17 protein-coding genes and 2 tRNA genes are annotated in these 20,644 nt (G+C 74.3%); 9 read left to right on the top strand and 10 right to left on the bottom strand.

The genetic code is table 11. The features are described 5' to 3' along the window. Nucleotides 1–57 precede the first annotated feature (57 nt). Nucleotides 58–471 (bottom strand): SsgA family sporulation/cell division regulator, encoded by a 414-nt coding sequence (locus OG553_RS27675; protein ID WP_030011909.1) that lies wholly within the window; start codon nucleotides 469–471, stop codon nucleotides 58–60. Between the two features lie 177 nt (nucleotides 472–648). Between OG553_RS27675 and OG553_RS27680 the strand changes: the two genes are divergently transcribed. Next, nucleotides 649–1,086, top strand: coding sequence for a TIGR02611 family protein (locus OG553_RS27680; protein WP_405981565.1), 438 nt, complete (start codon nucleotides 649–651; stop codon nucleotides 1,084–1,086). A gap of 83 nt (nucleotides 1,087–1,169) precedes the next feature. Beyond that, nucleotides 1,170–1,241 (top strand) — tRNA-Val (locus tag OG553_RS27685). A 68-nt stretch (nucleotides 1,242–1,309) separates the two neighbouring features. On the opposite strand, the gene OG553_RS27690 is transcribed toward OG553_RS27685, so the two are convergent. Then, entirely contained in the window at nucleotides 1,310–3,673 is a 2,364-nt protein-coding gene (locus tag OG553_RS27690; RefSeq protein WP_405981566.1) for an SCO7613 C-terminal domain-containing membrane protein, read from the bottom strand. Between the two features lie 159 nt (nucleotides 3,674–3,832). On the opposite strand from OG553_RS27690, the gene OG553_RS27695 reads away from it, so the two are divergent. Further along, the gene (locus OG553_RS27695; RefSeq protein ID WP_405981567.1) at nucleotides 3,833–4,306 is read left to right on the top strand and encodes an SRPBCC family protein; all 474 of its coding nucleotides are present in this window, start codon (nucleotides 3,833–3,835) and stop codon (nucleotides 4,304–4,306) included. Nucleotides 4,307–4,344: 38 nt separating this feature from the next. Continuing rightward, a tRNA-Val gene (locus tag OG553_RS27700) sits at nucleotides 4,345–4,416 on the top strand. A gap of 76 nt (nucleotides 4,417–4,492) precedes the next feature. Here OG553_RS27700 and OG553_RS27705 read toward each other — a convergent pair. Beyond that, nucleotides 4,493–5,218 (bottom strand): 3'-5' exonuclease, encoded by a 726-nt coding sequence (locus OG553_RS27705; RefSeq protein ID WP_405981568.1) that lies wholly within the window; start codon nucleotides 5,216–5,218, stop codon nucleotides 4,493–4,495. 231 nt (nucleotides 5,219–5,449) lie between these two features. Here OG553_RS27705 and OG553_RS27710 point away from each other — a divergent pair, with 231 nt between their 5' ends. Further along, the gene (locus OG553_RS27710; protein WP_362474168.1) at nucleotides 5,450–6,028 is read left to right on the top strand and encodes a DUF4365 domain-containing protein; all 579 of its coding nucleotides are present in this window, start codon (nucleotides 5,450–5,452) and stop codon (nucleotides 6,026–6,028) included. Next, the gene (locus OG553_RS27715; protein WP_405981569.1) at nucleotides 6,028–7,236 is read left to right on the top strand and encodes a hypothetical protein; all 1,209 of its coding nucleotides are present in this window, start codon (nucleotides 6,028–6,030) and stop codon (nucleotides 7,234–7,236) included. The genes OG553_RS27710 and OG553_RS27715 overlap by 1 nt, the downstream gene beginning before the upstream one ends. A gap of 48 nt (nucleotides 7,237–7,284) precedes the next feature. Here the strand turns inward: OG553_RS27715 and OG553_RS27720 are convergent, their stop codons facing one another. Both OG553_RS27720 and OG553_RS27725 read right to left on the bottom strand, forming a co-directional pair. Further along, entirely contained in the window at nucleotides 7,285–7,947 is a 663-nt protein-coding gene (locus tag OG553_RS27720; protein ID WP_405981570.1) for a response regulator, read from the bottom strand. Continuing rightward, on the bottom strand, nucleotides 7,922–9,094 hold the full coding sequence (locus OG553_RS27725) for a sensor histidine kinase (protein ID WP_405981571.1): 1,173 nt from the start codon (nucleotides 9,092–9,094) through the stop codon (nucleotides 7,922–7,924). The genes OG553_RS27720 and OG553_RS27725 overlap by 26 nt, the downstream gene beginning before the upstream one ends. Nucleotides 9,095–9,268: 174 nt before the next feature. On the opposite strand from OG553_RS27725, the gene OG553_RS27730 reads away from it, so the two are divergent. Then, nucleotides 9,269–11,554 carry an MMPL family transporter gene (locus tag OG553_RS27730; RefSeq protein WP_405981572.1) on the top strand — a complete coding sequence of 762 codons (2,286 nt, stop codon included), beginning with the start codon at nucleotides 9,269–9,271 and terminating at the stop codon, nucleotides 11,552–11,554. Between the two features lie 39 nt (nucleotides 11,555–11,593). On the opposite strand, the gene OG553_RS27735 is transcribed toward OG553_RS27730, so the two are convergent. Then, nucleotides 11,594–12,310 carry a hypothetical protein gene (locus OG553_RS27735; RefSeq protein ID WP_405981573.1) on the bottom strand — a complete coding sequence of 239 codons (717 nt, stop codon included), beginning with the start codon at nucleotides 12,308–12,310 and terminating at the stop codon, nucleotides 11,594–11,596. Between the two features lie 73 nt (nucleotides 12,311–12,383). After that, complete coding sequence (locus tag OG553_RS27740) at nucleotides 12,384–12,851, bottom strand: GNAT family N-acetyltransferase (RefSeq protein ID WP_405981574.1); 468 nt, start codon at nucleotides 12,849–12,851, stop codon at nucleotides 12,384–12,386. Between the two features lie 346 nt (nucleotides 12,852–13,197). Here OG553_RS27740 and thrS point away from each other — a divergent pair, with 346 nt between their 5' ends. Both thrS and OG553_RS27750 read left to right on the top strand, forming a co-directional pair. Then, the gene (gene thrS, locus OG553_RS27745) at nucleotides 13,198–15,174 is read left to right on the top strand and encodes a threonine--tRNA ligase (protein ID WP_405981575.1); all 1,977 of its coding nucleotides are present in this window, start codon (nucleotides 13,198–13,200) and stop codon (nucleotides 15,172–15,174) included. Between the two features lie 93 nt (nucleotides 15,175–15,267). Further along, a complete protein-coding gene (locus OG553_RS27750) occupies nucleotides 15,268–15,828 on the top strand; it encodes an HIT family protein (protein ID WP_405981576.1) in 561 nt (186 codons plus the stop codon). A 10-nt stretch (nucleotides 15,829–15,838) separates the two neighbouring features. On the opposite strand, the gene OG553_RS27755 is transcribed toward OG553_RS27750, so the two are convergent. From OG553_RS27755 to OG553_RS27765, 3 genes are all read right to left on the bottom strand, one after another. Then, a complete protein-coding gene (locus tag OG553_RS27755; protein ID WP_405981577.1) occupies nucleotides 15,839–16,240 on the bottom strand; it encodes a DUF1992 domain-containing protein in 402 nt (133 codons plus the stop codon). Nucleotides 16,241–16,281: 41 nt separating this feature from the next. Next, nucleotides 16,282–17,964: a hypothetical protein gene (locus OG553_RS27760; RefSeq protein WP_405981578.1), complete on the bottom strand. Its 1,683-nt coding sequence runs from the start codon at nucleotides 17,962–17,964 to the stop codon at nucleotides 16,282–16,284. A gap of 246 nt (nucleotides 17,965–18,210) precedes the next feature. After that, on the bottom strand, nucleotides 18,211–20,415 hold the full coding sequence (locus OG553_RS27765) for an elongation factor G-like protein EF-G2 (protein WP_405981579.1): 2,205 nt from the start codon (nucleotides 20,413–20,415) through the stop codon (nucleotides 18,211–18,213). Between the last annotated feature and the right edge of the window lie 229 nt (nucleotides 20,416–20,644).

The raw sequence follows: 20,644 nt of genomic DNA on the forward strand, positions 1-20,644 counted from the left end.
GGTTGTCCGTCGCGCACCGTCGCCCCGAGTCGGACGGTGGCGGGCCGGGGGCCTGGCTCAGCTTTCGGCCAGGATGTGGGACAGCTCCTTGTCGAGGTCGAAGTGCCGGTGCTCGGTCCCGGGTGGGACCGCGGCGTCCGTCCGCTTGAGGAACGACTCGAGGGCTCGGGCGGGTGCTTCGAGCAGCGCTTCTCCCTCCGGTGAGCTCAGGGCGATGCAGACGACGCCCTGACCGTGGCTGCGGGACGGCCAGACGCGGACGTCGCCGGTACCGGTGGGCCGGTGGAGGCCCTCCGCGAGGAGGTCGCGGGCGAATACCCATTCGACCGTCTCCTCGGCGCCGGTGTGGAAGGTGGCGTGCACGGCGTAGGGGTCGGCCGTGTCATACCGCAGGCCCGCGGGAACAGGCAGTGAGGACTCGCTCGACACAACGAGGCGCAGGTGCAGCTCGCAGCTGACCGTGGTGTTCATAAGCGCCAGGGCCTTTCGCTCAGTGTGCGCTCGGGGATTCGCACGTCGGCGAAATCGACATGCCACCTACGGTGCCGTTGTAAACCCCTCTGACCGTTTTGCGGACCTCTGGGTCCCTCGGACGGCGGATCCAAACCGGCATTCACGTGTGCTTCGGGCTCCGGTAGATTCGGCGCCATGAATACGGGGAGTGACCGCGGAACCAACGAATCCGCCAACACCGAGCCGGCCGCCGACGAGGCGCCGCACGAGTCGAAGGCGCCCGCCTTCATCAAGGCCAACCGCAGCCTGCACCTGAGCTGGCAGGTCGGCGTCTTCATCGTCGGCCTCGCCGTCATCGGCGCCGGCGTCGCCATGCTCGTCCTGCCCGGCCCCGGCTGGGTCGCGATCTTCGCGGGCCTCGCGATCTGGGCCACCGAGTTCGCCTGGGCCTCCCTGGTCCTGCGCTGGACCAAGCGCAAGGTCACCGAGGCCGCGCAGAAGGCCCTCGACCCCAAGGTCCGGCGCCGCAACATCATCCTCACCAGCGTCGGCCTCGCCATCGCGGCGGCGCTGATCGGCTTCTACCTGTGGAAGTACGGCCTCACCCTGCCGTGGGACATCAAGGACCAGTGACCGGCCGGTCCGGTGCCGGACCGGTGCCGGTTCGGGGGTGGCACGGAGCACCGCTGACATGCGGTAATGTTTGCGGTGCGTCCGGGCGATTAGCTCAGTGGGAGAGCACTTCGTTCACACCGAAGGGGTCACTGGTTCGAACCCAGTATCGCCCACCCGGAGCAGAGGCCCGGAGACTCGGAAGAGTCTCCGGGCCTCTGTCGTACGCCCGGCCCCCCGCGCCTCAGCGCAGCCGCCCGACCGCCTCCCGCAGCCGGCGCGCGTCACGCAGCCGCTTCTCGTACGTCGCGCCCACCACCAGCAGCAGCAGGCCCGCCAGGGCCGGCGGCAGCCAGCGCGGCAGCACGCCCACCACCTGCACCACGTACGGGGCCAGCTCGTGCAGGGCCACCGCGGTCAGCACCGCACCGCCCAGCAGCAGCGGCGCCCGGAGCCGCCGCCGGGCTCCCGCCAGGGTGAGGGCCAGCGCCGCCGTCCCCAGCAGCAGTGGCCGCTGCCAGTGCGCGTCGCCCCAGGCGGCCACCAGGCTCGGCAGCAGGGCCGCCCCCAGACCCGGCCCGTACGCGGACCAGGACGAGGCCCCCGGATCGCGGCGGCGGCGCAGCAGCCCCACCGCCAGCGCCGGCACCGCCACCGGAAGCGCGTACGCCTCCGGCACCGCCACCCCCCACGCCGCCAGCCGCACCCAGGCGGCCGCCACGAACAGCACCCCCGCCGCCCAGCCCAGGCCGCGCCGCTCCGGCCGCAGCGCGGCACCCGCGCACACCGTCCCGGCCAGCCCGAGCACCAGTGCCAGCACCGGCGCGTCACCCGCCGCGAGCGCCACGGCCACCGCCAGGACCCCCGCCCCGGCCCCCGCCGCCTCCGCCGCGACCCGCACCGGGCCGAGCCGGGGCGCCAGTGCCGCCACCAGCGCCGGTACGGCCGTCACCGCCACCGCCCGCCAGGACCACGGCAGCCCCGCCACCGAGCCCGCCGCCACCGCCAGGGCGGCCGCGTACCCGATGGTGCCCACCGCGAAGCCCGCCCGCACGGGCACCGCCGCGGCCCTGTGGGCGGCTCCCAGGGCGCAGCAGGCGCCCAGCAGCCCGAACACCGCGAAGGTGGCCGCCCGGCCGTCCAGGGCGGCCAGGGACACGCTGAGGGCCCCCACGCCCGCGCACCCCCCGGCCGCGAACGCCACCGCCCGCGCCGGAGCCCGCACCGCGGCCGCCCCGGCCGCCGCCGCCACCCCGAGCTGCGCGGCGAACACCGCCCAGACGGGCAGCCCCGCCGCCATCGGGGCCGTGAACAGCGCCGCCCAGCCGCACACCACCGCCGCGGCCCCCGCCACCGGCCGCGGCAGCGCCCCGCCCGGCAGCCACAGCGCGGCCGCCGCGAGCAGCAGCGCCACCGCGAGCCCCGCAGCCGGCCCGCCCTGGGGCGGGGTCGTCCCCGCCCACACCTCGCGCAGCACCGCGGCCCGGGCCACGAGCACCACCGCCACCGCGGCCAGCCCCGCGAGCGCCCCGAGGGCCGCCACCGCCGCCCCGGCCCGCAGCAGCCCGCGCCGCACCGCCCCCGGGGCCGCGCCCGAGCCCGCACCCGCCCGCACCGCCGCCGCCGACAGCGCGAGCCCCGCCGCCACCCGCGCCGCGACCGCCCACCACCCGTGGCCCGCCCCGGCCGGGACCAGCGCCCCGGCCGCCGACACCACCGCCAGGCCCCCCACCAGGGCGGCCGCCGAAGCCCGGGGCTCGCGCCGGGCCACCGCCACGCCCAGCAGGCCCCCCGCCGCCAGCAGCAGCGCCGGCCCGGCCGCACCCGGCTCCGCGAGCGACCGCACCAGGCCCACCGTCAGCGCCATGCCGCCCAGCACCCCCGAGCACACCCACGCGGGCACCCGTACCGCCCGGCGCGCCACCGCCGCCGCCAGGGCCGCGTCCAGCGCGGCCGTCGCCAGCAGCGCCGCGCCGGCCCCCAGCGGGCCCGCCCCCGCGGCGGCCGCCGCCAGCGGCAACGGCAGCTGCGCGGCCCCCACCGCGGCGAGCAGGGGCAGCCGCAGCCGGCCCAGGGCCGCCCCGTAACCGGCCCAGACGCCCGCCAGCACCGCCGACGCCCAGGCCGAGTACGCGACCGGCTCGGCACCGGACAGCCCGACGGCGTGCACCGCGTACGCGTCCAGCACCGTCAGCAGCAGCCCCAGGCCCGCGACCGCCTCGGCCGTCGACCGCAGCCCGCGCCGCAGCAGCGCGGCGGGCGCCGCGAGCGCGGCCGCCGTCAGCAGCGCCAGCACCGCCGAGCGGCCGCCGATCCCCAGGGACCCCCAGCTGACCAGCGTGAACGCCAGCGCTGCCACCGCCAGCAGCACCGCGCCCAGCGTCAGCAGCACGTTCTGGGCGCTCGGCTTCGACGCCGGCGCGACGGGCGGGGGAGGCCCGAACGGCTCCGCCGGCCCGAACTGCCCGGTGGCGGGCACCGGCTGCGCCGCCAGGACCCGCAGCAGCCAGTCCCGGCGGGCCAGCAAGTACCCGCGACGGGCCTCCAGTCGGGCGAGCTCGCCGTCGATGAGCGCCAGCTCGTGGGCCGGCGGCAGGGGGGTGTCCATAGCCGGAGTGTGGCGCCCGTCACGCCATCAGGACATGGGCGTGCGTACTCATATGGACCGTGAGTACCTACTCGGGAGGCCCCGGGCGGTGGCGCGGGCGCGGGCCGGGGGATCGGGAAAGCCCCGCGCCGGGGCGCCCGGCCGGGCCAGACTGGAGCCATGCCGCGCTGGACGCACTACCGCTTCCGCAGCGTGTGGGACCTCGACGCCCCGCCCGCGCTCGTCTACGCCCTGCTCGCCGACGCCGCCCGCTACCCGGACTGGTGGCCCCAGGTCCGCCGGGCCGAGCGGATCGACGAGCGCAGCGGGACCGCGCTGATCCGCTCGGCCCTCCCGTACGGGATCCGCGTCACCCTCACCGACCTGCTCCGCGACCCCGCGCGCGGAGTCCTCGAAGCGGCCATCGGCGGTGACATCGAGGGCTGGGCGCGCTGGACCGTACGCCCCCTGGGGGCGCCGGGCGCGGGCCGCACGCGGGCGGTCTACGAGCAGGAGGTCGAGGTGCGGGCCGCCCTGCTGCGGAGGTTCGCGCTCGCCGGGCGGCCGCTGTTCCGGCTCAACCACGCGCTGATGATGCGGGCCGGGCGGCGCGGCCTGCGGGCCCTGCTGGCCGCTCCGCCGGAAGCGGTTTGATCCGGCCCCGAGGCTCTTGTATTGTTCAGTGCGTTCCCGGGCGATTAGCTCAGCGGGAGAGCACTTCGTTCACACCGAAGGGGTCACTGGTTCGATCCCAGTATCGCCCACCGGGACAGGCCGGTCCGTCTGATGACGGACCGGCCTTCCGCATTTCCCGGGCCCGTCCCCCGCGGGCCCCGCTCCTCAGGCGGCCTGCGGCAGCTCCGGGCGCAGCGGCCAGTGCGGGTCCACCGCCTCCGGAGTGCCCTGCCGGGCGAACCACGCCTGGAGCCCCCGCGCCTGTGCCGCGTGCCACACCGCCTGGAGCGTGTGCAGCTCCGCCGGGGTCAGCCGCTCCAGCCGTGCCGCGAACCTGCGCCCGACCGCCCGTACGACCTCCATGGCCGCCTGCGCGTCCGCCGAGGCGTCGTGCGCCCCCTCCAGCTCTATCCCGTAGTGCGCGCACAGGTCCGTCAGCGTGCGGCGGCCCTTGCGGTAGCGGTCCAGGTGCTTGTCCAGGACCCGCGGATCCAGCACCGTCAGCGGCCTGTTGTCCAGGTACCGCGCCAGCGTCGACGCCCGGTGCCGGCGCAACTCCCGGTCCAGCAGCGTCAGGTCGAACGGCGCGTTCATCACCACCACCGGCCGCCCCGCGATCCGCTGCTCGCCCAGCGCACGGGCTATCTCCTCCACCACCGGCGCCGGCCACCGGCCGTTGCGCTGGAGGTGCTCGTCGGTCAGGCCGTGCACTTCCGTGGCGCCCGGCGGCACCGGAACGCCGGGATTGACCAGCCACCGAGTGGAGCGGACCCGGCCGCCCGCACACTCCTGCACGACGAGCGCGGCGGACACGATCCGGTCCTGCTCGACGTCCACCCCGGTGGTCTCCGTGTCGAAAGCGGCCAACGGCCCCTCGTACCAGCGTGTCATGGCGAACTCCTCGTCCCCGGTCGGCGGACGGGCCGCACCGGGCACCTCCGCCCCATGACGCGCCGAACCCCCGCCGAATCCGTGATACCCGTGCCGTTTGCCCCGTACGCCGTTTGCGGGCAGCCGGGTACGGAGACAACTCCTGCGGGGGGTCGCACGCATGACCGGTCGTCACCCCGCCACTCCCGTTCACCGTTCACGGCAGGGCCCGGAAGGCATGGGGAGCCGGCCATGGCGCTCACACAGCCCGAACCGGGCGGGGTGCTGCACGGACAGGGCGATCCGCCGACCGGACCGCTGCGCGGCACACTCGCCACCACCGCCTGCATGGAGACCCTCCAGGTGGGCTACCTGCACGCCGTAGCGGCCGCGGCCGGCTGCTCGCTCTCCCAGCCCTTCCCCGACAACGGCGTCGACTGGCACGTCAGCCACGGCGCGCCCGAACACGTCGTCGACGACGAGGTGACCATCAAGGTGCAGCTCAAGGCGACCTACCAGATACCGCCCCGCCCCGCCGGGGCCAGCTTCGGCTTCACCCTGGACAACGAGCACCTGGTGAAGCTGGCGCGGACACCGGTCGCCGTTCACAAGATCCTCGTGGTGATGCTCGTACCGCGGCAGCGGGAGCAGTGGCTGAGCGCCGGGCACGACCGGCTCGACCTGCGCCACTGCTGCTACTGGACCAACCTCGCCGGTCACCCCGTGACCGGCCGGCGGCGCACCACCGTACGGATCCCCACCGAGCGGATCTTCGACGACCGGGCGCTGTGCGAGATCATGACCCGGGTCGGGTCGGGAGGGACACCCTGATGGACCGGTACCCAGCGCACCTCGAACCGCTGCCCCGCCCCGGACCCGCCCCCGGCACCCCCGATCCCGGGCAGGTCGACCCGCAGGTCCTCGGGGCGCTGCTGCACCGGCACGGCTGGCTGCGCCGGGGCGGGGCGGCGGGCCGCTACGGGCGCTGGACCCCGCCGGACCGGGCCGGGACCAGCCTGCTCGTCCCCGAGAGCCGGGGCTTCCCCGACTGCGCGGACCTGGTGGAGGAGGCGCTCACCGCGCTGTCCCGCAGCGGGGTGCCCTCGGCGCGGGAGGTGCTCCTCGGGCTCAGCGTGCCCAGCGACGAGGTCCGCTGGGAGCGGGAGGTGCCGCAGGGGCCGTACGGGTTCCAGGGCGAGGCCGCCTGGCCCGCGCAGGAACGGCTGCGCTCGGCCGCCCGCCGGCTGCTGCTGGCCGGAGCCCTCGCCGACCGGGCCTGCGCCGGGTACTACGGTGCCCGGCACCGGGCACAGGCCGAACGCTTCCTGGACGGGGTGCTGGTGGGGCCCGCCCCGGGCGGGCGCAGGCTCGCCGCGTACGTACCCGTGGCCGGGGGCCGCGGGGCGGTGACGCGGCTGCACCACGCGCTGCACGCGGCGCGGGAGGCGGTGGACTACCGGCGGGCGACCGGCGGCATGGAGGCCTTCGACGCCGCGGTGGCGGCGGGGGTCAGCCGGGAACTCGCCGAGGCGCTCGTCTCCCTGGTCCGGGGCTCGGAAGGGGCCCGGATCTCGCTGGCCTGGGCACCTGCGGCCGGTGTCCCGGCCGGGTGCGCGGCACGGCCCGAGCCGGTGGAGTTCTCCCCGGGCGACCTGCCGGTGCTGCGCGAGGCCGCCGCCCGCTACACCCGGGCCGAACCCGCCGTCGCCGTCCGGCTCGCCGGGGCCGTGGTCCGGATGCGGCGCTCCGCGTCGGGCGGCGGGGGGACGGTCCGGCTGCGGGTGCTGTCGGGCGCGGAGGTCCCGTACGTACGGGCCGTCCTGGACGAGGAGGGCTACCGGACGGCCGTCCACGCCCACCTCGCCGGAATGCCGGTACGGGTCAGCGGCCGGCTCTCCCGCCGGGGCGGCTTCCGCAGGCTGGCGCGGGCCACGGACGTGACGCCGGTCGCACTCGACGAGATGGAGCGGGACCGGCTGATGAAGTCCCTGGACGCGGCCTGCGACCCGGAGGACGTGCTCCCCGCGGACGACGACTAGAGGGCCGGACGGCGCGGGCGCGCATCGGGACGCGGCCCGGCACCCGGCTCAGGTTCCGGGGAGGATGCGGCGCGTTTCGTAGGCCCACATCGCGATCTCGACCCGGTTGCGGGCGCCGAGTTTGGCCATCAGGCTGGCCAGATGCGTCTTCACCGTGCTGAGGCTGATGTGCAGGGCATCGGCGATCTCGGTGTTGGTCAGCCCGCGGGCGACGGCGAGGAGCACCTGCTCCTCGCGGGCGGTGACGGGGGAGACCGGCTGGGCCGCGGGCCGGCCGGCGGGCAGGTCCGCGAACGCCTGGAGCAGACGGACGGTGACGCTGGGCGCGATGAGCGCCTCACCGTCGGACGCCGATCGTACGGCCTGCGCCAGGAGGTCCGGTCCCGTGTCCTTGAGGAGGAAGCCGCGGGCGCCGGCGCGCAGGGAGCCGTAGACGTACTCGTCGAGGTCGAACGTGGTGATGACGACCACGGCCAGTGGGTCGGCGACGCCCGGGCCGGCGACCAGCCGGGTGGCCTCCAGCCCGTCGAGTACGGGCATGCGGATGTCGAACAGGCAGACGTCGGGGCGTAGTTCGCGGGCCATGCGTACCGCTTCCCGCCCGTCGGCGGCCTCGCCGACCACCTCGATGCCGGGCTGGGCGTTCAGGATGATCCTCAACCCGGTGCGGATGATCGTCTGGTCGTCAGCGACGAGGACGCGAATGGACACGGCTCTCGCTCCTCGCCCTCGGCAGTTCGGCTTCGACGTGCCAGCCCCGGTCGGTACCCGGGCCGGCCCGTAGTGTGCCGCCGAGCAGGGTCGCGCGCTCGCGCAGTCCGGTGAGTCCGTATCCGTCGCGACCCCGGCCGGTGCGCCGGCCGTTGTCGCGCACGCTCACCCGTACCGCGTGCCGTTCCGCGGCGACCCGGACGACGAGCTCGGTCGCGTCGACCGCATGGCGCAGCGCGTTGGTCACCGACTCCTGCACGATCCGGTAGACGGCCGCGTCCACGGCCGGGGTCAGCGCGTCCAGTTCGCCGTCGAGCCCCAGGTCGACCCTGAGGCGGCCACCCGGGGTGCGCACCAGGCGCTCCAGATCCGCGACTCCGGCCGGGGGCGCCAGCTCGGCGCCGACCCCGCGGTCGCGCAGCGCGGCGACCATGGCGCGCATCTCCTCCAGCGTGCGCGCCCCTTCCTCCTCGACCCCCTCCAGCGCCTCGACGGCGGCGGACGGGTCGGTGCCCGCGAGCACCCGGCCGGCCTGGGCGATGATCACCATGGCCGACACGTGGTGGGCCACCGTGTCGTGCAGCTCCCGGGCGAGCTGCTCGCGCTCGCGGGAGCGCACCTGCTCCAACTGCCGCTCGCGAGCGGTCACCCGGAACCGCACGGCAGCCCCGACCACGCCGGGCAGCAGCAGGAAGACGAGGCCCACGGCCTTTTCGACGACCGGGGTCCCGTCCACGGCGACGCACAGCGAGCCGGCCGCGAGGACCACCGCGCCGCCCAGCACGACCTCGCGTCCCGATCCCCACCGGGGCAGCGCGTACACCAGCACCAGCACGACCGCGCCGGTGTACAGGCCGACGGGCCCGCGCGGTGCGGCGACGAGCGGGGCCACCGCGAGCAGGGCCACCGAGCCGAACGCCAGCGTCACCGTCGCCAGCGGGCGGGTCCGGCGCCACAGGGGCAGCAGGCACAGCCATGCGGTCAGCACCACCGCCACCGGCCGCCACACGACGTCCTCGCGCAGGGTGGTCTCCAGTGCCACACCGGCAAGGCCCGCGGCGAGCAGCGCCCAGTCCCGCCGTACCCGGGCGGGCGCGCCGGGCGGCCGGGGTTCGGTCCACAGGGTTCGCAGGTCGTCTCGCAGCACGTACTCAGCCTAGGGACCGCGCCGCGCCGCGCATCGGCCGAAAGTACGGGCCCGCACTCCGACTTGGGGCCGACGGATCGGCGGCCCGCGGGCCGATGGCGCGGAGCGCCGTGGCGACGAGCCTCGGAACCGGCGGCCGTACGAGGACGGCCGACGAGGCGGTTGGAGGACCCGATGCTGTCGAAAGCCCTGTTGCGCCTGGGTGGGGGCGCCGCCCGCCGTCCCTGGCGGGTGATCGCGGCATGGCTGGTCGCCGCCGCGCTCGCCGTCCTCGCCGCCGTCGCCCTCGGCGGGCGGACCGCGGACACGATGACCGCTCCGGGGCTGGACTCCCAGCGGGCCGCGGAACTGATCGAACGGGCCGGCACCGGCCAGGAGGGGATGACCGCCCACGTGGTCGTCACCCCCCTCGCCGGCGGTGCGACGTTCTTCGACGACGCCGACGGCGCGCGCACCGCTCTCACCCGGCTGCGGGCCGAGGTGACGCGGCTGCCGCACGTGCTCGGCACGAGCGACCCGGCGGGGGCGCTCGACGCGGGCGGGGACACCGCCGTGCGAGGCGGCCTCGTCTCGGCCGACGGGCGGATCGCGGTCGTCCGCGTGCAGTACCCCGACCAGAGCCGGCTGTCGGCCGAGGACCTCGACGCCCTCGTCGGACTCGGCGACCGGCTCCGCGCCGAACTGCCGCTGCGCGTCGAGATGGGCGGGGACCTCTTCTACGCCTTCTCCGACCCCGACGGCGGCGTGAGCGAGCTGATCGGCCTCCTCGCGGCGGCCGCGATCCTGTTCCTGGCGTTCGGTTCGCTCGTCGCCGCCGCGCTGCCGATCGGCATGGCCGTCTTCGGGCTGACCGTCGGGGTCGCCACGATGACGGTACTGGCGGGGGTGACGGACGTCCCCGCCTTCGCACCGGTCCTGGGCAGCATGGTCGGGCTCGGAGTGGGCATCGACTACGCGCTGTTCGTGCTGGCCAGGCACCGGGAGTACCTCGCGCGCGGGCTCGATCCGCACGAGGCGGCCGGTCGGGCGGTGGCCACGGCGGGGCGGCCGGTGGTCTTCGCCGGCGGCACCGTCGTCGTGTCGATCCTCGGCATGGCGGTCGCGAACGTGCCGTTCATGACGGTGGGCGGGCTCGCCGTCTCGATCGTCGTCCTGACCATGGTGCTCGCGTCGGTGACGCTGCTGCCGGCCTTCCTCGGCGCGGCCGGCCCGCGCCTGGGCCGGGCCGGCCGGATCGCCCGGGCCCTTCGGGCGGGGCGGCCCGGCCGGTCCGGCCGGCGGCGGGACACGGAGGCGGGCGCCGTCCCCGCCGCCGGGTGGCGGCGCTGGATCGGGCACGTCAGCAGGCACCCGGCGGCGTACGCGGTCGGTGCGGCGGGGCTGCTGCTGACCGCGGCGCTGCCCGTGCTCGGCCTGCGCGTCGGCCTGCCCGACGACGGCTCGCTGCCGCAGGGCCGTACCGAGCGCCGGGCCTACGACCTCGTCGCCGAGGGGTTCGGCCCGGGCACCAACGGCCCCCTCGTCATCGCCACGGACCCCGCCGGTGATCCGGGAGTGCTGGACCGGCTCGTCGGAGCGGTCGCCGCGGATCCGGGCATCGCCTCCGTCGCACCGGCGCACGTCGACCGGGCCACCGGCATCGCGACCCTCGTGGTGTTCCCGACCACCAGCCCCCAGGACAAGGCCACGGCCGGCACCATCGCCCGGCTGCGCACCGACGTGCTGCCCGCGGCGGTCGGGCACGGCCCGGCCAGGGCCCACGTCGGCGGCGCCGCGGCGAGCCTGTCCGACGTGGGCCGACGCACCAGCCAACGCCTGCCGGTGTTCGTCGCCGCCGTGCTGGCGATGTCGTTCCTGCTGCTGATGCTGGTCTTCCGCTCGATACTCGTACCGCTCAAGGCCGTGCTGCTGAACCTGCTGAGCATCGGCGCGGCCTACGGGATCATGGTCGCGGTCTTCCAGTGGGGATGGGGAGGCGCGCTCATCGGGCTGGAAGCGACGGTTCCGATCGTGTCGTTCATCCCGATGTTCCTCTTCGCCATCCTGTTCGGCCTGTCGATGGACTACGAGGTGTTCCTCCTCTCCCGCGTGCGCGAGGAGTACGTGCGCACCGGCGACAACGCCACGGCGATCGTGGAGGGCGTCGCGGGTACCGCCAGGATCATCACGTCGGCCGCGCTCATCATGGTGGCCGTCTTCCTGTCCTTCGCCGTCGCCGATGACCCCTCCGCCAAGATGTTCGGGCTCGGCCTGGCCACCGCGATCCTCATCGACGCCACGGTCGTCCGCATGGTGTTGGTACCGGCGACCATGACGCTCCTCGGCCGGACCAACTGGTGGCTGCCGAAGTGGCTGGACCGGATGCTTCCCCGCGGCCCGGTCGGCACCGACGCCACCGACGCCACCGACGCGGAATCCACGGGCGAGGCGCCGTCCACGGCTGGTCGACCGTCCCGGTGAGGTCTTCGAGCCGTGCTCGCGCGATCGGCCGGACAGGTCCTACGGGGCGACCGGTGCCGCGGTGTCCGGGCTCTTCGGGGGCTTGGTGCCGGCCAGGGGGGTCACCGGGTCGCCCCGCTCGACGGTGACCGGGACACCACCGGTGATCCTCTCCAGCCGCTCCTTCAGCTCCTTCGACGCGGCCCCCGCCTCGGTGCTCGTCACCACGACCCCGGACGCGTCCCGGGCCGCCGAGAAGGTGTACATCGGGAAGGCCGACCGGCCCTGGTCGGCGGTGAGCCGCTCCACGGCGGCCATGAGCGCGCGGTGCGTGTACCGGCTCAGGTACAGGTCGGCGCGGCCCGGGTCGACGGAGGGGTCGGCCTTCCGGGCGGCCTCCAGCAGCAGGCGGCCCCGGGCGAGGTCGGTCACGCACACCGCGACCCGGCCCGCGGGCCGGTCGGTGGTGAGGGTGCCGTACACGTCCGCGAAGGCCCCGTAGCCCTGGGCGCCGACGGCCTGGGACAGCCTCGCGGCCTCGGGGGTGTTCGCGGGCGTCCCGTCGATGGTGGTGGGCGGGGCGCCGGGCCCGGAGGGGTCGGCCCCCGGGCAGGCCGGGGCCCCGCCCGCCGGCGGGGACGCCGGCGCCGAGGGCGCCGCGGACACCGGCGCGGGCGGCGCGGGAGGCTTGGCCGCCGCGCCGGAGCCGGCGGTGGTCCCGCAGCCGGTCAGCAGCGCGGCGGCGATACAGGTGAGCGTGACTGCGGTACGGCGCATGGTTCCTCGTTCCCCTGGGCTTCGGGCGCCCCTGGGACGTACCCGCCCGCCGCGCGGTTCCCGCGCCGACGGGCTACCGGCCCCCGCCCAGCGTGAAGGAGGCCATCCGCAGGCCCGGGACGGGGGAGAAGTCCGAGCCGCGGGTGAAGCCGAGGCGTTCGTACAGGGCGACCGCCGGGGCGTTGTCCGCGCCGGTGGTGACCTCGACGGGGCGGCCCGGGAACAGCTCCGCCAGGGCGTGGCGGACCAGCAGCGAGGCGATGCCCCGGCGGAACCAGGCCGGGTCCACGCACAGCCGGTCGACGGACACGCCGTCCCGGCTCTCCTCCCAGGCCAGGAACCCCGCGACGGCGCCCGCCTCCGTCACCGCGCCCAGCCAGCGCAGCGGCCGCGCCCGCATCGCCTCCAGGCCCTCGCCGAGCGCGGGGATGCCGTCGAAGCCGATCAGCTCCGCCTCGACCGCGTACGCGGCCAGACCGATCCGGTGCACGGCGGCGGCCGTCGCGTCGTCGGCGAGGTCCAGCGGGCGGGGCTGCGGCATCGCGGGCCGCTCCTTTCGGGGTCGGGCGGGAACGGTCACGCTACCCGCGCCGCGGCGGGGGACCGGGGGAATTTCCGGGCCGGCTCCGCGGCGGGGCCGGCCCGGTGCCCCGCCGGCCCCGGCACGGCGCGTCCGCCCGGCCCACAGGGCCGGAAACCGGGCCCGCCGGCCGGTCTCGCGGCGTGTCGCCGGCCGGACCACGAGGGCCGGCCGCCGCGTCCGCCGCCCGGTCCCGCGGCGGGGCCCGGGGGCACCCCGGTTAACCGTTTCGCGGCGCAGCCGTTCGGCTCGGTACGATTCAGGCGCGCGGCGTTCGCCCGCGCACCCCCTGAGTCAGGAGAGACCGGTGTCAGACGTCCGTGTGATCATCCAACGCGATTCCGAGCGGGACGAGCGCGTGGTGGCCACGGGCACTACGGCGGCGGAGCTCTTCGCCGGCGAGCGCACCATCGTCGCCGCGCGCATCGCCGGTGAGCTGAAGGACCTCTCGTACGAGGTGCGGGACGGCGAGACCGTCGAGCCGGTGGAGATCTCCTCCGAGGACGGCCTCAACATTCTGCGCCACTCGACCGCGCACGTCATGGCGCAGGCCGTGCAGGAGCTGTTCCCCGAGGCCAAGCTCGGTATCGGCCCGCCGGTCCGCGACGGCTTCTACTACGACTTCGACGTCGCCAGGCCCTTCACTCCCGATGACCTGAAGACCATCGAGAAGAAGATGCAGGAGATCCAGAAGCGCGGGCAGAAGTTCGCCCGCCGCGTGGTCTCCGACGAGGCCGCCCGCGAGGAGCTCGCGGACGAGCCGTACAAGCTGGAGCTCATCGGCATCAAGGGCTCCGCGTCGACCGACGACGGTGCGAACGTCGAGGTGGGCGGCGGCGAGCTGACCATCTACGACAACCTGGACGCCAAGACCGGCGAGCTGTGCTGGAAGGACCTCTGCCGCGGTCCCCACCTGCCCACCACCCGCAACATCCCGGCGTTCAAGCTGATGCGCAACGCGGCCGCCTACTGGCGCGGCAGCGAGAAGAACCCGATGCTCCAGCGCATCTACGGCACCGCCTGGCCCTCGAAGGAGGAGCTGAAGGCGCACCTCGACTTCCTCGCCGAAGCCGAGAAGCGCGACCACCGCAAGCTCGGCAACGAGCTCGACCTCTTCTCCATCCCGGACGAGATCGGCTCCGGACTCGCCGTCTTCCACCCGCGCGGCGGCATCATCCGCCGGGTCATGGAGGACTACTCGCGCCGCCGGCACGAGGAGGAGGGCTACGAGTTCGTCTACTCCCCGCACGCCACCAAGGGCGCCCTCTTCGAGAAGAGCGGCCACCTGGACTGGTACGCGGAGGGCATGTACCCCCCCATGCAGCTCGACGGTGGTACCGACTACTACCTCAAGCCCATGAACTGCCCGATGCACAACCTGATCTTCGACGCGCGCGGCCGCTCCTACCGTGAGCTCCCGCTGCGCCTGTTCGAGTTCGGCACCGTGTACCGGTACGAGAAGTCCGGCGTGGTCCACGGCCTGACCCGCGCCCGGGGCTTCACCCAGGACGACGCGCACATCTACTGCACCCGCGAGCAGATGGCCGAGGAGCTCGACCGCACGCTCACCTTCGTGCTGAACCTGCTGCGCGACTACGGTCTGACCGACTTCTACCTGGAGCTGTCCACCAAGGACCCGGAGAAGTTCGTCGGCTCGGACGAGGTCTGGGAGGAGGCCACCGCGGTCCTCCAGCAGGTCGCCGAGAAGCAGGGCCTCCCGCTGACCCCCGACCCGGGCGGCGCGGCCTTCTACGGCCCGAAGATCTCCGTGCAGGCGCGCGACGCCATCGGCCGCACCTGGCAGATGTCGACCGTGCAGCTGGACTTCAACCTGCCGGAGCGCTTCGACCTGGAGTACACCGGCTCGGACGGCTCCCGCCAGCGCCCGGTCATGATCCACCGCGCGCTGTTCGGCTCGATCGAGCGGTTCTTCGCGGTGCTGCTGGAGCACTACGCGGGCGCCATGCCGCCGTGGCTCGCCCCCGTCCAGGCGGTCGGCATCCCGATCGGCGACGGGCACGTGGAGTACCTGCAGGAGTTCGCCGCCGCGGCGAAGAAGCAGGGCCTGCGGGTCGAGGTGGACGCCTCCTCGGACCGCATGCAGAAGAAGATCCGCAACCACCAGAAGCTCAAGGTCCCGTTCATGATCATCGTCGGTGACGAGGACATGGCGGCGGGCACCGTCTCCTTCCGCTACCGCGACGGTTCGCAGGAGAACGGCATCCCGAAGGACGAGGCGCTGGCCAAGCTGGCCAAGGTCGTCGCCGACCGCGTCCAGGTCTGATCCAGGTCCGGCCAGGACGGCGCACCCACGAGCGGGGCCCCCGGAAAGTGATCACTTTCCGGGGGCCCCGCTCGTTCCTCCGGACGAGGTCATATGCTGCATGGCATGACGATTGAGCCGGAGCGGCAGAACGGTGTGGGCACGCACGACGGGTTCCAGCGACTGTGGACCCCCCATCGGATGGCCTACATCCAGGGCGAGAACAAGCCGACCGGCCCGGAAGCCGGGGACGGTTGCCCGTTCTGCGGGATTCCGGAGATGTCCGACCAGGACGGCCTGGTCGTGGCGCGCGGCAAGCACGTGTTCGCCGTGCTGAACCTCTATCCGTACAACGGCGGCCACCTCATGGTCGTCCCGTACCGGCACGTCGCCGACTACACGGAGCTCGACGGTCCGGAGACGGCGGAGCTGGCGGACCTGACCAAGCGGGCCATGGTCGCGCTGCGGAAGGCGTCCGGGGCGCACGGTTTCAACATCGGACTCAACCAGGGCAGCGCAGCCGGCGCCGGCATCGCCGCGCACCTGCACCAGCACATCGTGCCCCGCTGGGGCGGGGACACGAACTTCATGCCCGTCGTCGGCCACACCAAGGTGCTGCCGCAACTGCTCGCGGACACCCGCCAGATGCTCGCCGACGCCTGGCCGAACGACTGACCCGACCCGGTCAGCCCGCAGGGCCCCCGCGCCGCTCCGCCAGGACCGCCTCGACGTCGAACTCGCGGAGGCCGAGCGGCGGGCCCGGCGGGGGCCGGCGCAGGGCCGTGCGGATCTTCTCGTTGACCTCCGCGAGGATCTCCCGGGCCCGGCGCTCGGTGGCGGCCGCCAGGGCCGCCTCCCGGGCGTCCTCGGCCTCCTTGCGCAGGGCCAGCGCCGGCGGGAGCACGGCGAAGCCCTCGCCGTGCAGCTTGCGCCTGATCCACCACATCTCGTCGTACGGGGCGTCCAGCGAGGCCATCGGCTTGCCCCAGCCCGGCAGCTCCTCGAACTCGCCCCGGTCGGCGGCCTCCCTGATCTGCCGGTCCACGAAGGACTCGAAGCTGACACCGGGCGGCTTGCGTTCGGTCATGACGGTTCCTTCCCGCGGCGGCCGGGACCCCTCCAGCCTACCTACGCGTCGTAGACGTCCGCCTTGCGCGGGGACGGCTCCTGGATCAGGCCGTTCATGATCGAGGAGCGGTTGGTGAAGGCCGCGGTGTCCACGCCGTTCTCCTCCAGCACCTTGAACGTCGCCGTGTGCACCGACCGCAGCACGGGCGCCACGGTGCGCAGGGCGTCGTCCGCCATGAAGCGGTGGCGCCACATGGAGCCCGCCCAGACGTGCCGCAGGCCGAAGGGCTCGGGCAGGACCAGCTTGCCGCCGAAGTACTCCAGCAGCGGCGGGTACCAGGTCAGCGGGGCGCGCGCGGCGAGCCGGACCACCTCCATGGTGTCCACCAGCGGCAGGGGGCGCTCCACGGTCTCCCAGAAGCGGATGGACTTGGGGACCTCGATCACCGGGGCCTTGGACTTGGTGGTGAAGAGGCCGTGCACCGGGCCGAGGGCGTGGGCGGTGACGTCCACGCGCAGGGTCTTGTAGAGGACGGTGACGGTGACCAGCATCGTGATGACGAGCTGGCCGTCCCACAGCGGGTACTGGATGCCGAGGTAGTGCCGGTTGCCGGCGCTGAACTGCTGCTCGTTGCAGATCCGGGTGATCTCGTGCGGCTTGACCAGGAAGGTGTCGACGTTGTCGCCGCTGGGGCGGGCCACCTCGGCGGCGCCCTCGCCGACGGGGGTGACGATCCAGTGCTGGATGGAGGCGGCCGGGAAGCCGCCGGTGTGCAGGGGGCCGCGCTCCAGCTTGCGCAGCTGGGAGTCGATCGCGCGTATGACGTCCCAGCTGCGGAAGGGGTGGATCTCGTGCCCGTCCTTCTTGGGGTTCAGCTCCTCGGCCATCTGCCAGCTGCCCCAGCGGGTGCCCATGCCGAGGATGCCCTTGGGGCCGGCGTAGAAGACGGAGTTGCTGCGGTCCTCCGCGGTCAGCTTCGCCAGCTGGTGGCGCAGGTCCTCGCGGGCCTTCTCGTCGGGGTTGCCGGGTACCGCCTCGGGGATCTTGGCGGCGACGGGGGCGCCCCCGCCGAGCAGGCCGTCCCAGCGGGAGCGCAGGTCCGCGGCGGTGTTCTCGCAGATCCGGCGGGCCAGGTACCAGCCGAGGACGGGGGCGATGATCGAGCCGAGCAGGTAGAGCTCCAGCAGGCCGCTGCCGGGCTGGCGGTACACCACCCGGTAGAGCAGCACCGCGCCGACGAGGACCACGCCGACCAGCAGGGCGGTGCCGATCCAGGTGCTCTTCCTGCCCTCGCCCTTGGAGAGGGTCTTGCGCAGCTGGAACAGGCCGAGCCAGAGCAGCAGTCCGGGCAGGAACACCACTCCGGCGACCAGCATGATCAGGCGCAGCTTGCGGTCGCGCTCCTTGCGGATGCGGGAGGCGGCCAGGCAGTGCTCGACGACGGTCTGCGGGTCGGCGCCGAAGGACTGGATGAGCGGTTTGCGGCCGCCGCCGAGGGTGCGGGCCTCGACGGCACGGCAGAAGGCCTCGCCGAGGTTGGGTTCGAGGAGGGAGATCTTCGGGGCCTTGACCGAGGCCGGGTGGTTCTCGCTGTTCGCCCCGAGTATGGAGGACAGGGCGGTGTCCTTGCCGCCGTCGCGGTACGCGGCGGAGGCGAGGGCGTTGGTCGCCGCGGTCTGGCCGCCGCCCCCCTGGAGAGGAATCTGTGCTCCGGGCCTGAAGTCGAAACCGTCGTCCGCCACCGCTGCCCCCATCGCCGTGCCACTGTGCTCTTTGCCCGTGGTGCCGTCGTGCTAGTCGTGCTGGTCGTGTTCCGCCGCGATCGGCGGCGTGTCGCGCCCGGTCGTGCCGGGCCCCTGTCGCGCTCCGTCGTGGTCCGTTGTGCTCTCCGTCGCGGCGAAGAGCCTATATGCGTACCCGTCCCCGTGGTCATGGGACAGGGAAATACCGCCCACCGCAAGCCGGTTGGGTGGGCGGTATCCGGGGTGCTATGTCAACTGGCTTCCCTTCTCGGCCTGTTCGCGCATCTTGTCCGCGAGGTGCGGCGGCATCGGCTCGTGCCGGGCGTACGAGCGGCTGAAGCGGCCCGTGCCGTGGGAGACGGAGCGCAGGTCCACGGCGTAGCGGCCGATCTCGATCTCGGGGATCTCGGCGCGCACCCGGGACCGGCCTGGGCCGGACGGCTCGGTGCCGACGACGCGGCCGCGGCGGCCCGCGAGGTCGCTCATGACCGGGCCGACGTACTCGTCGGGCACCTCGACGTCGAGCTGTGCGACGGGTTCCAGCAGGTGGATCGGGATCTCTGCGGCGGCTTCGCGCAGGGCGAGGGCGCCGGCCGTCTGGAAGGCGGCGTCGGAGGAGTCCACCGAGTGCGCCTTGCCGTCGCGCAGGGTGACGCGTACGTCGACCAGCGGGTAGCCGGCCGCGATGCCGCGGGCGGCCTGGGCCCGTACGCCCTTCTCGACGGACGGGATGAACTGGCGGGGGACGGCGCCGCCGACGACCTTGTCGACGAACTCGATGCCGCTGCCGGGCGGGAGGGGTTCGACCTCGATCTCGCAGATGGCGTACTGGCCGTGGCCTCCGGACTGCTTGACGTGCCGTCCGCGTCCGGCGGCCTTGGCGCCGAAGGTCTCGCGGAGGCTGACCTTGTGGGGGACGGGGTCGACCTGGACCCCGTAGCGGGTCTTGAGGCGTTCCAGTACGAGGTCCTGGTGGGCCTCGCCCAGGCACCACAGGACGAGCTGGTGGGTGTGCGGGTTCTGCTCCAGCCGCAGGGTGGGGTCCTCGGCGACGAGGCGGGCCAGCCCCTGGGAGAGCTTGTCCTCGTCGGCCTTGCTGTGGGCCTCCACGGCGAGGGGGAGCAGCGGCTCGGGCATCGGCCAGGGCTGCATGAGGAGGGGGGCGTCCTTGGCGGAGAGGGTGTCCCCGGTCTCGGCGCGGGTGAGTTTGGCCACGCAGGCGAGGTCGCCGGCGATGCAGGTGCCGAGGGTGCGCTGCTGTTTGCCGAAGGGGGAGGTGAGGGTGCCGATGCGTTCGTCGACGTCGTGGTCCTCGTGCCCGCGGTCCTCCAGGCCGTGTCCGGAGACGTGGACGGTCTCCTCGGGGCGCAGGGTGCCGGAGAAGACGCGGACCAGGGAGACGCGGCCGACGTAGGGGTCGGAGGAGGTCTTGACGACCTCGGCGAGCAGCGGTCCGGCCGGGTCGCAGGTGACGGCGGGGCGGGGGGAGCCGTCGGGGGCGGTGACGGCGACGGGGGCGCGTTCGGCGGGGGTGGGGAAGCCGCCGGTGATCAGTTCGAGGAGTTCCACCGTGCCCAGGCCCTGGCGGGCGCCGTCGGCGGCGGGGGCGGCCATCAGGACGGGGTGGAAGGTGCCCCGGGCCACGGCCCGCTCCAGGTCGTCGATCAGCGTCTTGACGTCGATGTCCTCGCCGCCGAGGTAGCGGTCCATGAGGGTCTCGTCCTCGCTCTCGGCGATGATCCCCTCGATCAGGCGGGAGCGGGCGTCGTCGATGAGGGCCAGCTCGGCGGGGTCCGGGTCGCGTTCGGCGCGCTCGCCGGAGGTGTAGTCGTAGACGCGCCGGGAGAGCAGGCCCAGCAGGCCGTGCACGGGGGCGTGGCCGTCGGAGCCGGCCGGTCCGTGCAGCGGGAGGTAGAGCGGGATGACGGCGTCCGGGTCGTCGGCGCCGAAGATCTCTCCGCAGACGGCGGTCATCTGGGAGTAATCGGCGCGGGCTGCCTCCAAATGGGTGACGACGATGGCGCGCGGCATGCCGACGGCCTCGCATTCGTCCCAGACCATCCGGGTGGCCCCGTCGATCCCGTCGGAGGCGGAGACGACGAAGAGGGCCGCGTCCGCGGCGCGCAGACCGGCCCTGAGTTCCCCGACGAAGTCGGCGTATCCGGGGGTGTCCAGGATGTTGATCTTGATTCCGGCCCATTCGACGGGGACCAGGGACAGCTGGACGGAGCGCTGGCGGCGGTGCTCGATCTCGTCGTAGTCCGAGACCGTGCCCCCGTCCTCGACCCGGCCGGCCCGGTTCACGGCCCCCGCGGTCAGGGCCAGGGCCTCGACCAGAGTGGTCTTCCCGGCGCCGCTGTGGCCGACCAGCACGACGTTCCGTACGGAATCGGGGCGGTCGGCCGTCAGTGCCCTGCCGGCGGCTCCGGCTTGGTGTGATGTGGCTCCCATGCTTCTCGTGCCTCCTGGTGTCGCGGTGAGGAGGGTGATCGGGGTCCTTCGAGCTTTGCACTGCCGTCACACTGCGTCCATACGTGGTACCGGCCACGGTCGGGTGCGCGGCGGGAGGGTGACGGGAGGCCGTGGCGGGTACGGACCCGGAGCGAACCGGTGGGTGCGCGGCGCTGCGGGCGCGGGGCGCTGGCTACGATGGGCCAGCCGGTGGCCGTTGTGGCCGCGC

The organism is Streptomyces sp. NBC_00158, from assembly GCF_045160885.1.
Taxonomy (GTDB): domain Bacteria; phylum Actinomycetota; class Actinomycetes; order Streptomycetales; family Streptomycetaceae; genus Streptomyces.

Bases quoted from the DNA above. Each gene is read 5' to 3' on its own strand.
- OG553_RS27675 (WP_030011909.1), bottom strand. From the start codon at position 471: ATGAACACCACGGTCAGCTGCGAGCTGCACCTGCGCCTCGTTGTGTCG.
- OG553_RS27680 (WP_405981565.1), top strand. From the start codon at position 649: ATGAATACGGGGAGTGACCGCGGAACCAACGAATCCGCCAACACCGAG.
- OG553_RS27690 (WP_405981566.1), bottom strand. From the start codon at position 3,673: ATGGACACCCCCCTGCCGCCGGCCCACGAGCTGGCGCTCATCGACGGC.
- OG553_RS27695 (WP_405981567.1), top strand. From the start codon at position 3,833: ATGCCGCGCTGGACGCACTACCGCTTCCGCAGCGTGTGGGACCTCGAC.
- OG553_RS27705 (WP_405981568.1), bottom strand. From the start codon at position 5,218: ATGACACGCTGGTACGAGGGGCCGTTGGCCGCTTTCGACACGGAGACC.
- OG553_RS27710 (WP_362474168.1), top strand. From the start codon at position 5,450: ATGGCGCTCACACAGCCCGAACCGGGCGGGGTGCTGCACGGACAGGGC.
- OG553_RS27715 (WP_405981569.1), top strand. From the start codon at position 6,028: ATGGACCGGTACCCAGCGCACCTCGAACCGCTGCCCCGCCCCGGACCC.
- OG553_RS27730 (WP_405981572.1), top strand. From the start codon at position 9,269: ATGCTGTCGAAAGCCCTGTTGCGCCTGGGTGGGGGCGCCGCCCGCCGT.
- OG553_RS27735 (WP_405981573.1), bottom strand. From the start codon at position 12,310: ATGCGCCGTACCGCAGTCACGCTCACCTGTATCGCCGCCGCGCTGCTG.
- OG553_RS27740 (WP_405981574.1), bottom strand. From the start codon at position 12,851: ATGCCGCAGCCCCGCCCGCTGGACCTCGCCGACGACGCGACGGCCGCC.
- OG553_RS27750 (WP_405981576.1), top strand. From the start codon at position 15,268: ATGCTGCATGGCATGACGATTGAGCCGGAGCGGCAGAACGGTGTGGGC.
- OG553_RS27755 (WP_405981577.1), bottom strand. From the start codon at position 16,240: ATGACCGAACGCAAGCCGCCCGGTGTCAGCTTCGAGTCCTTCGTGGAC.
- OG553_RS27765 (WP_405981579.1), bottom strand. From the start codon at position 20,415: ATGGGAGCCACATCACACCAAGCCGGAGCCGCCGGCAGGGCACTGACG.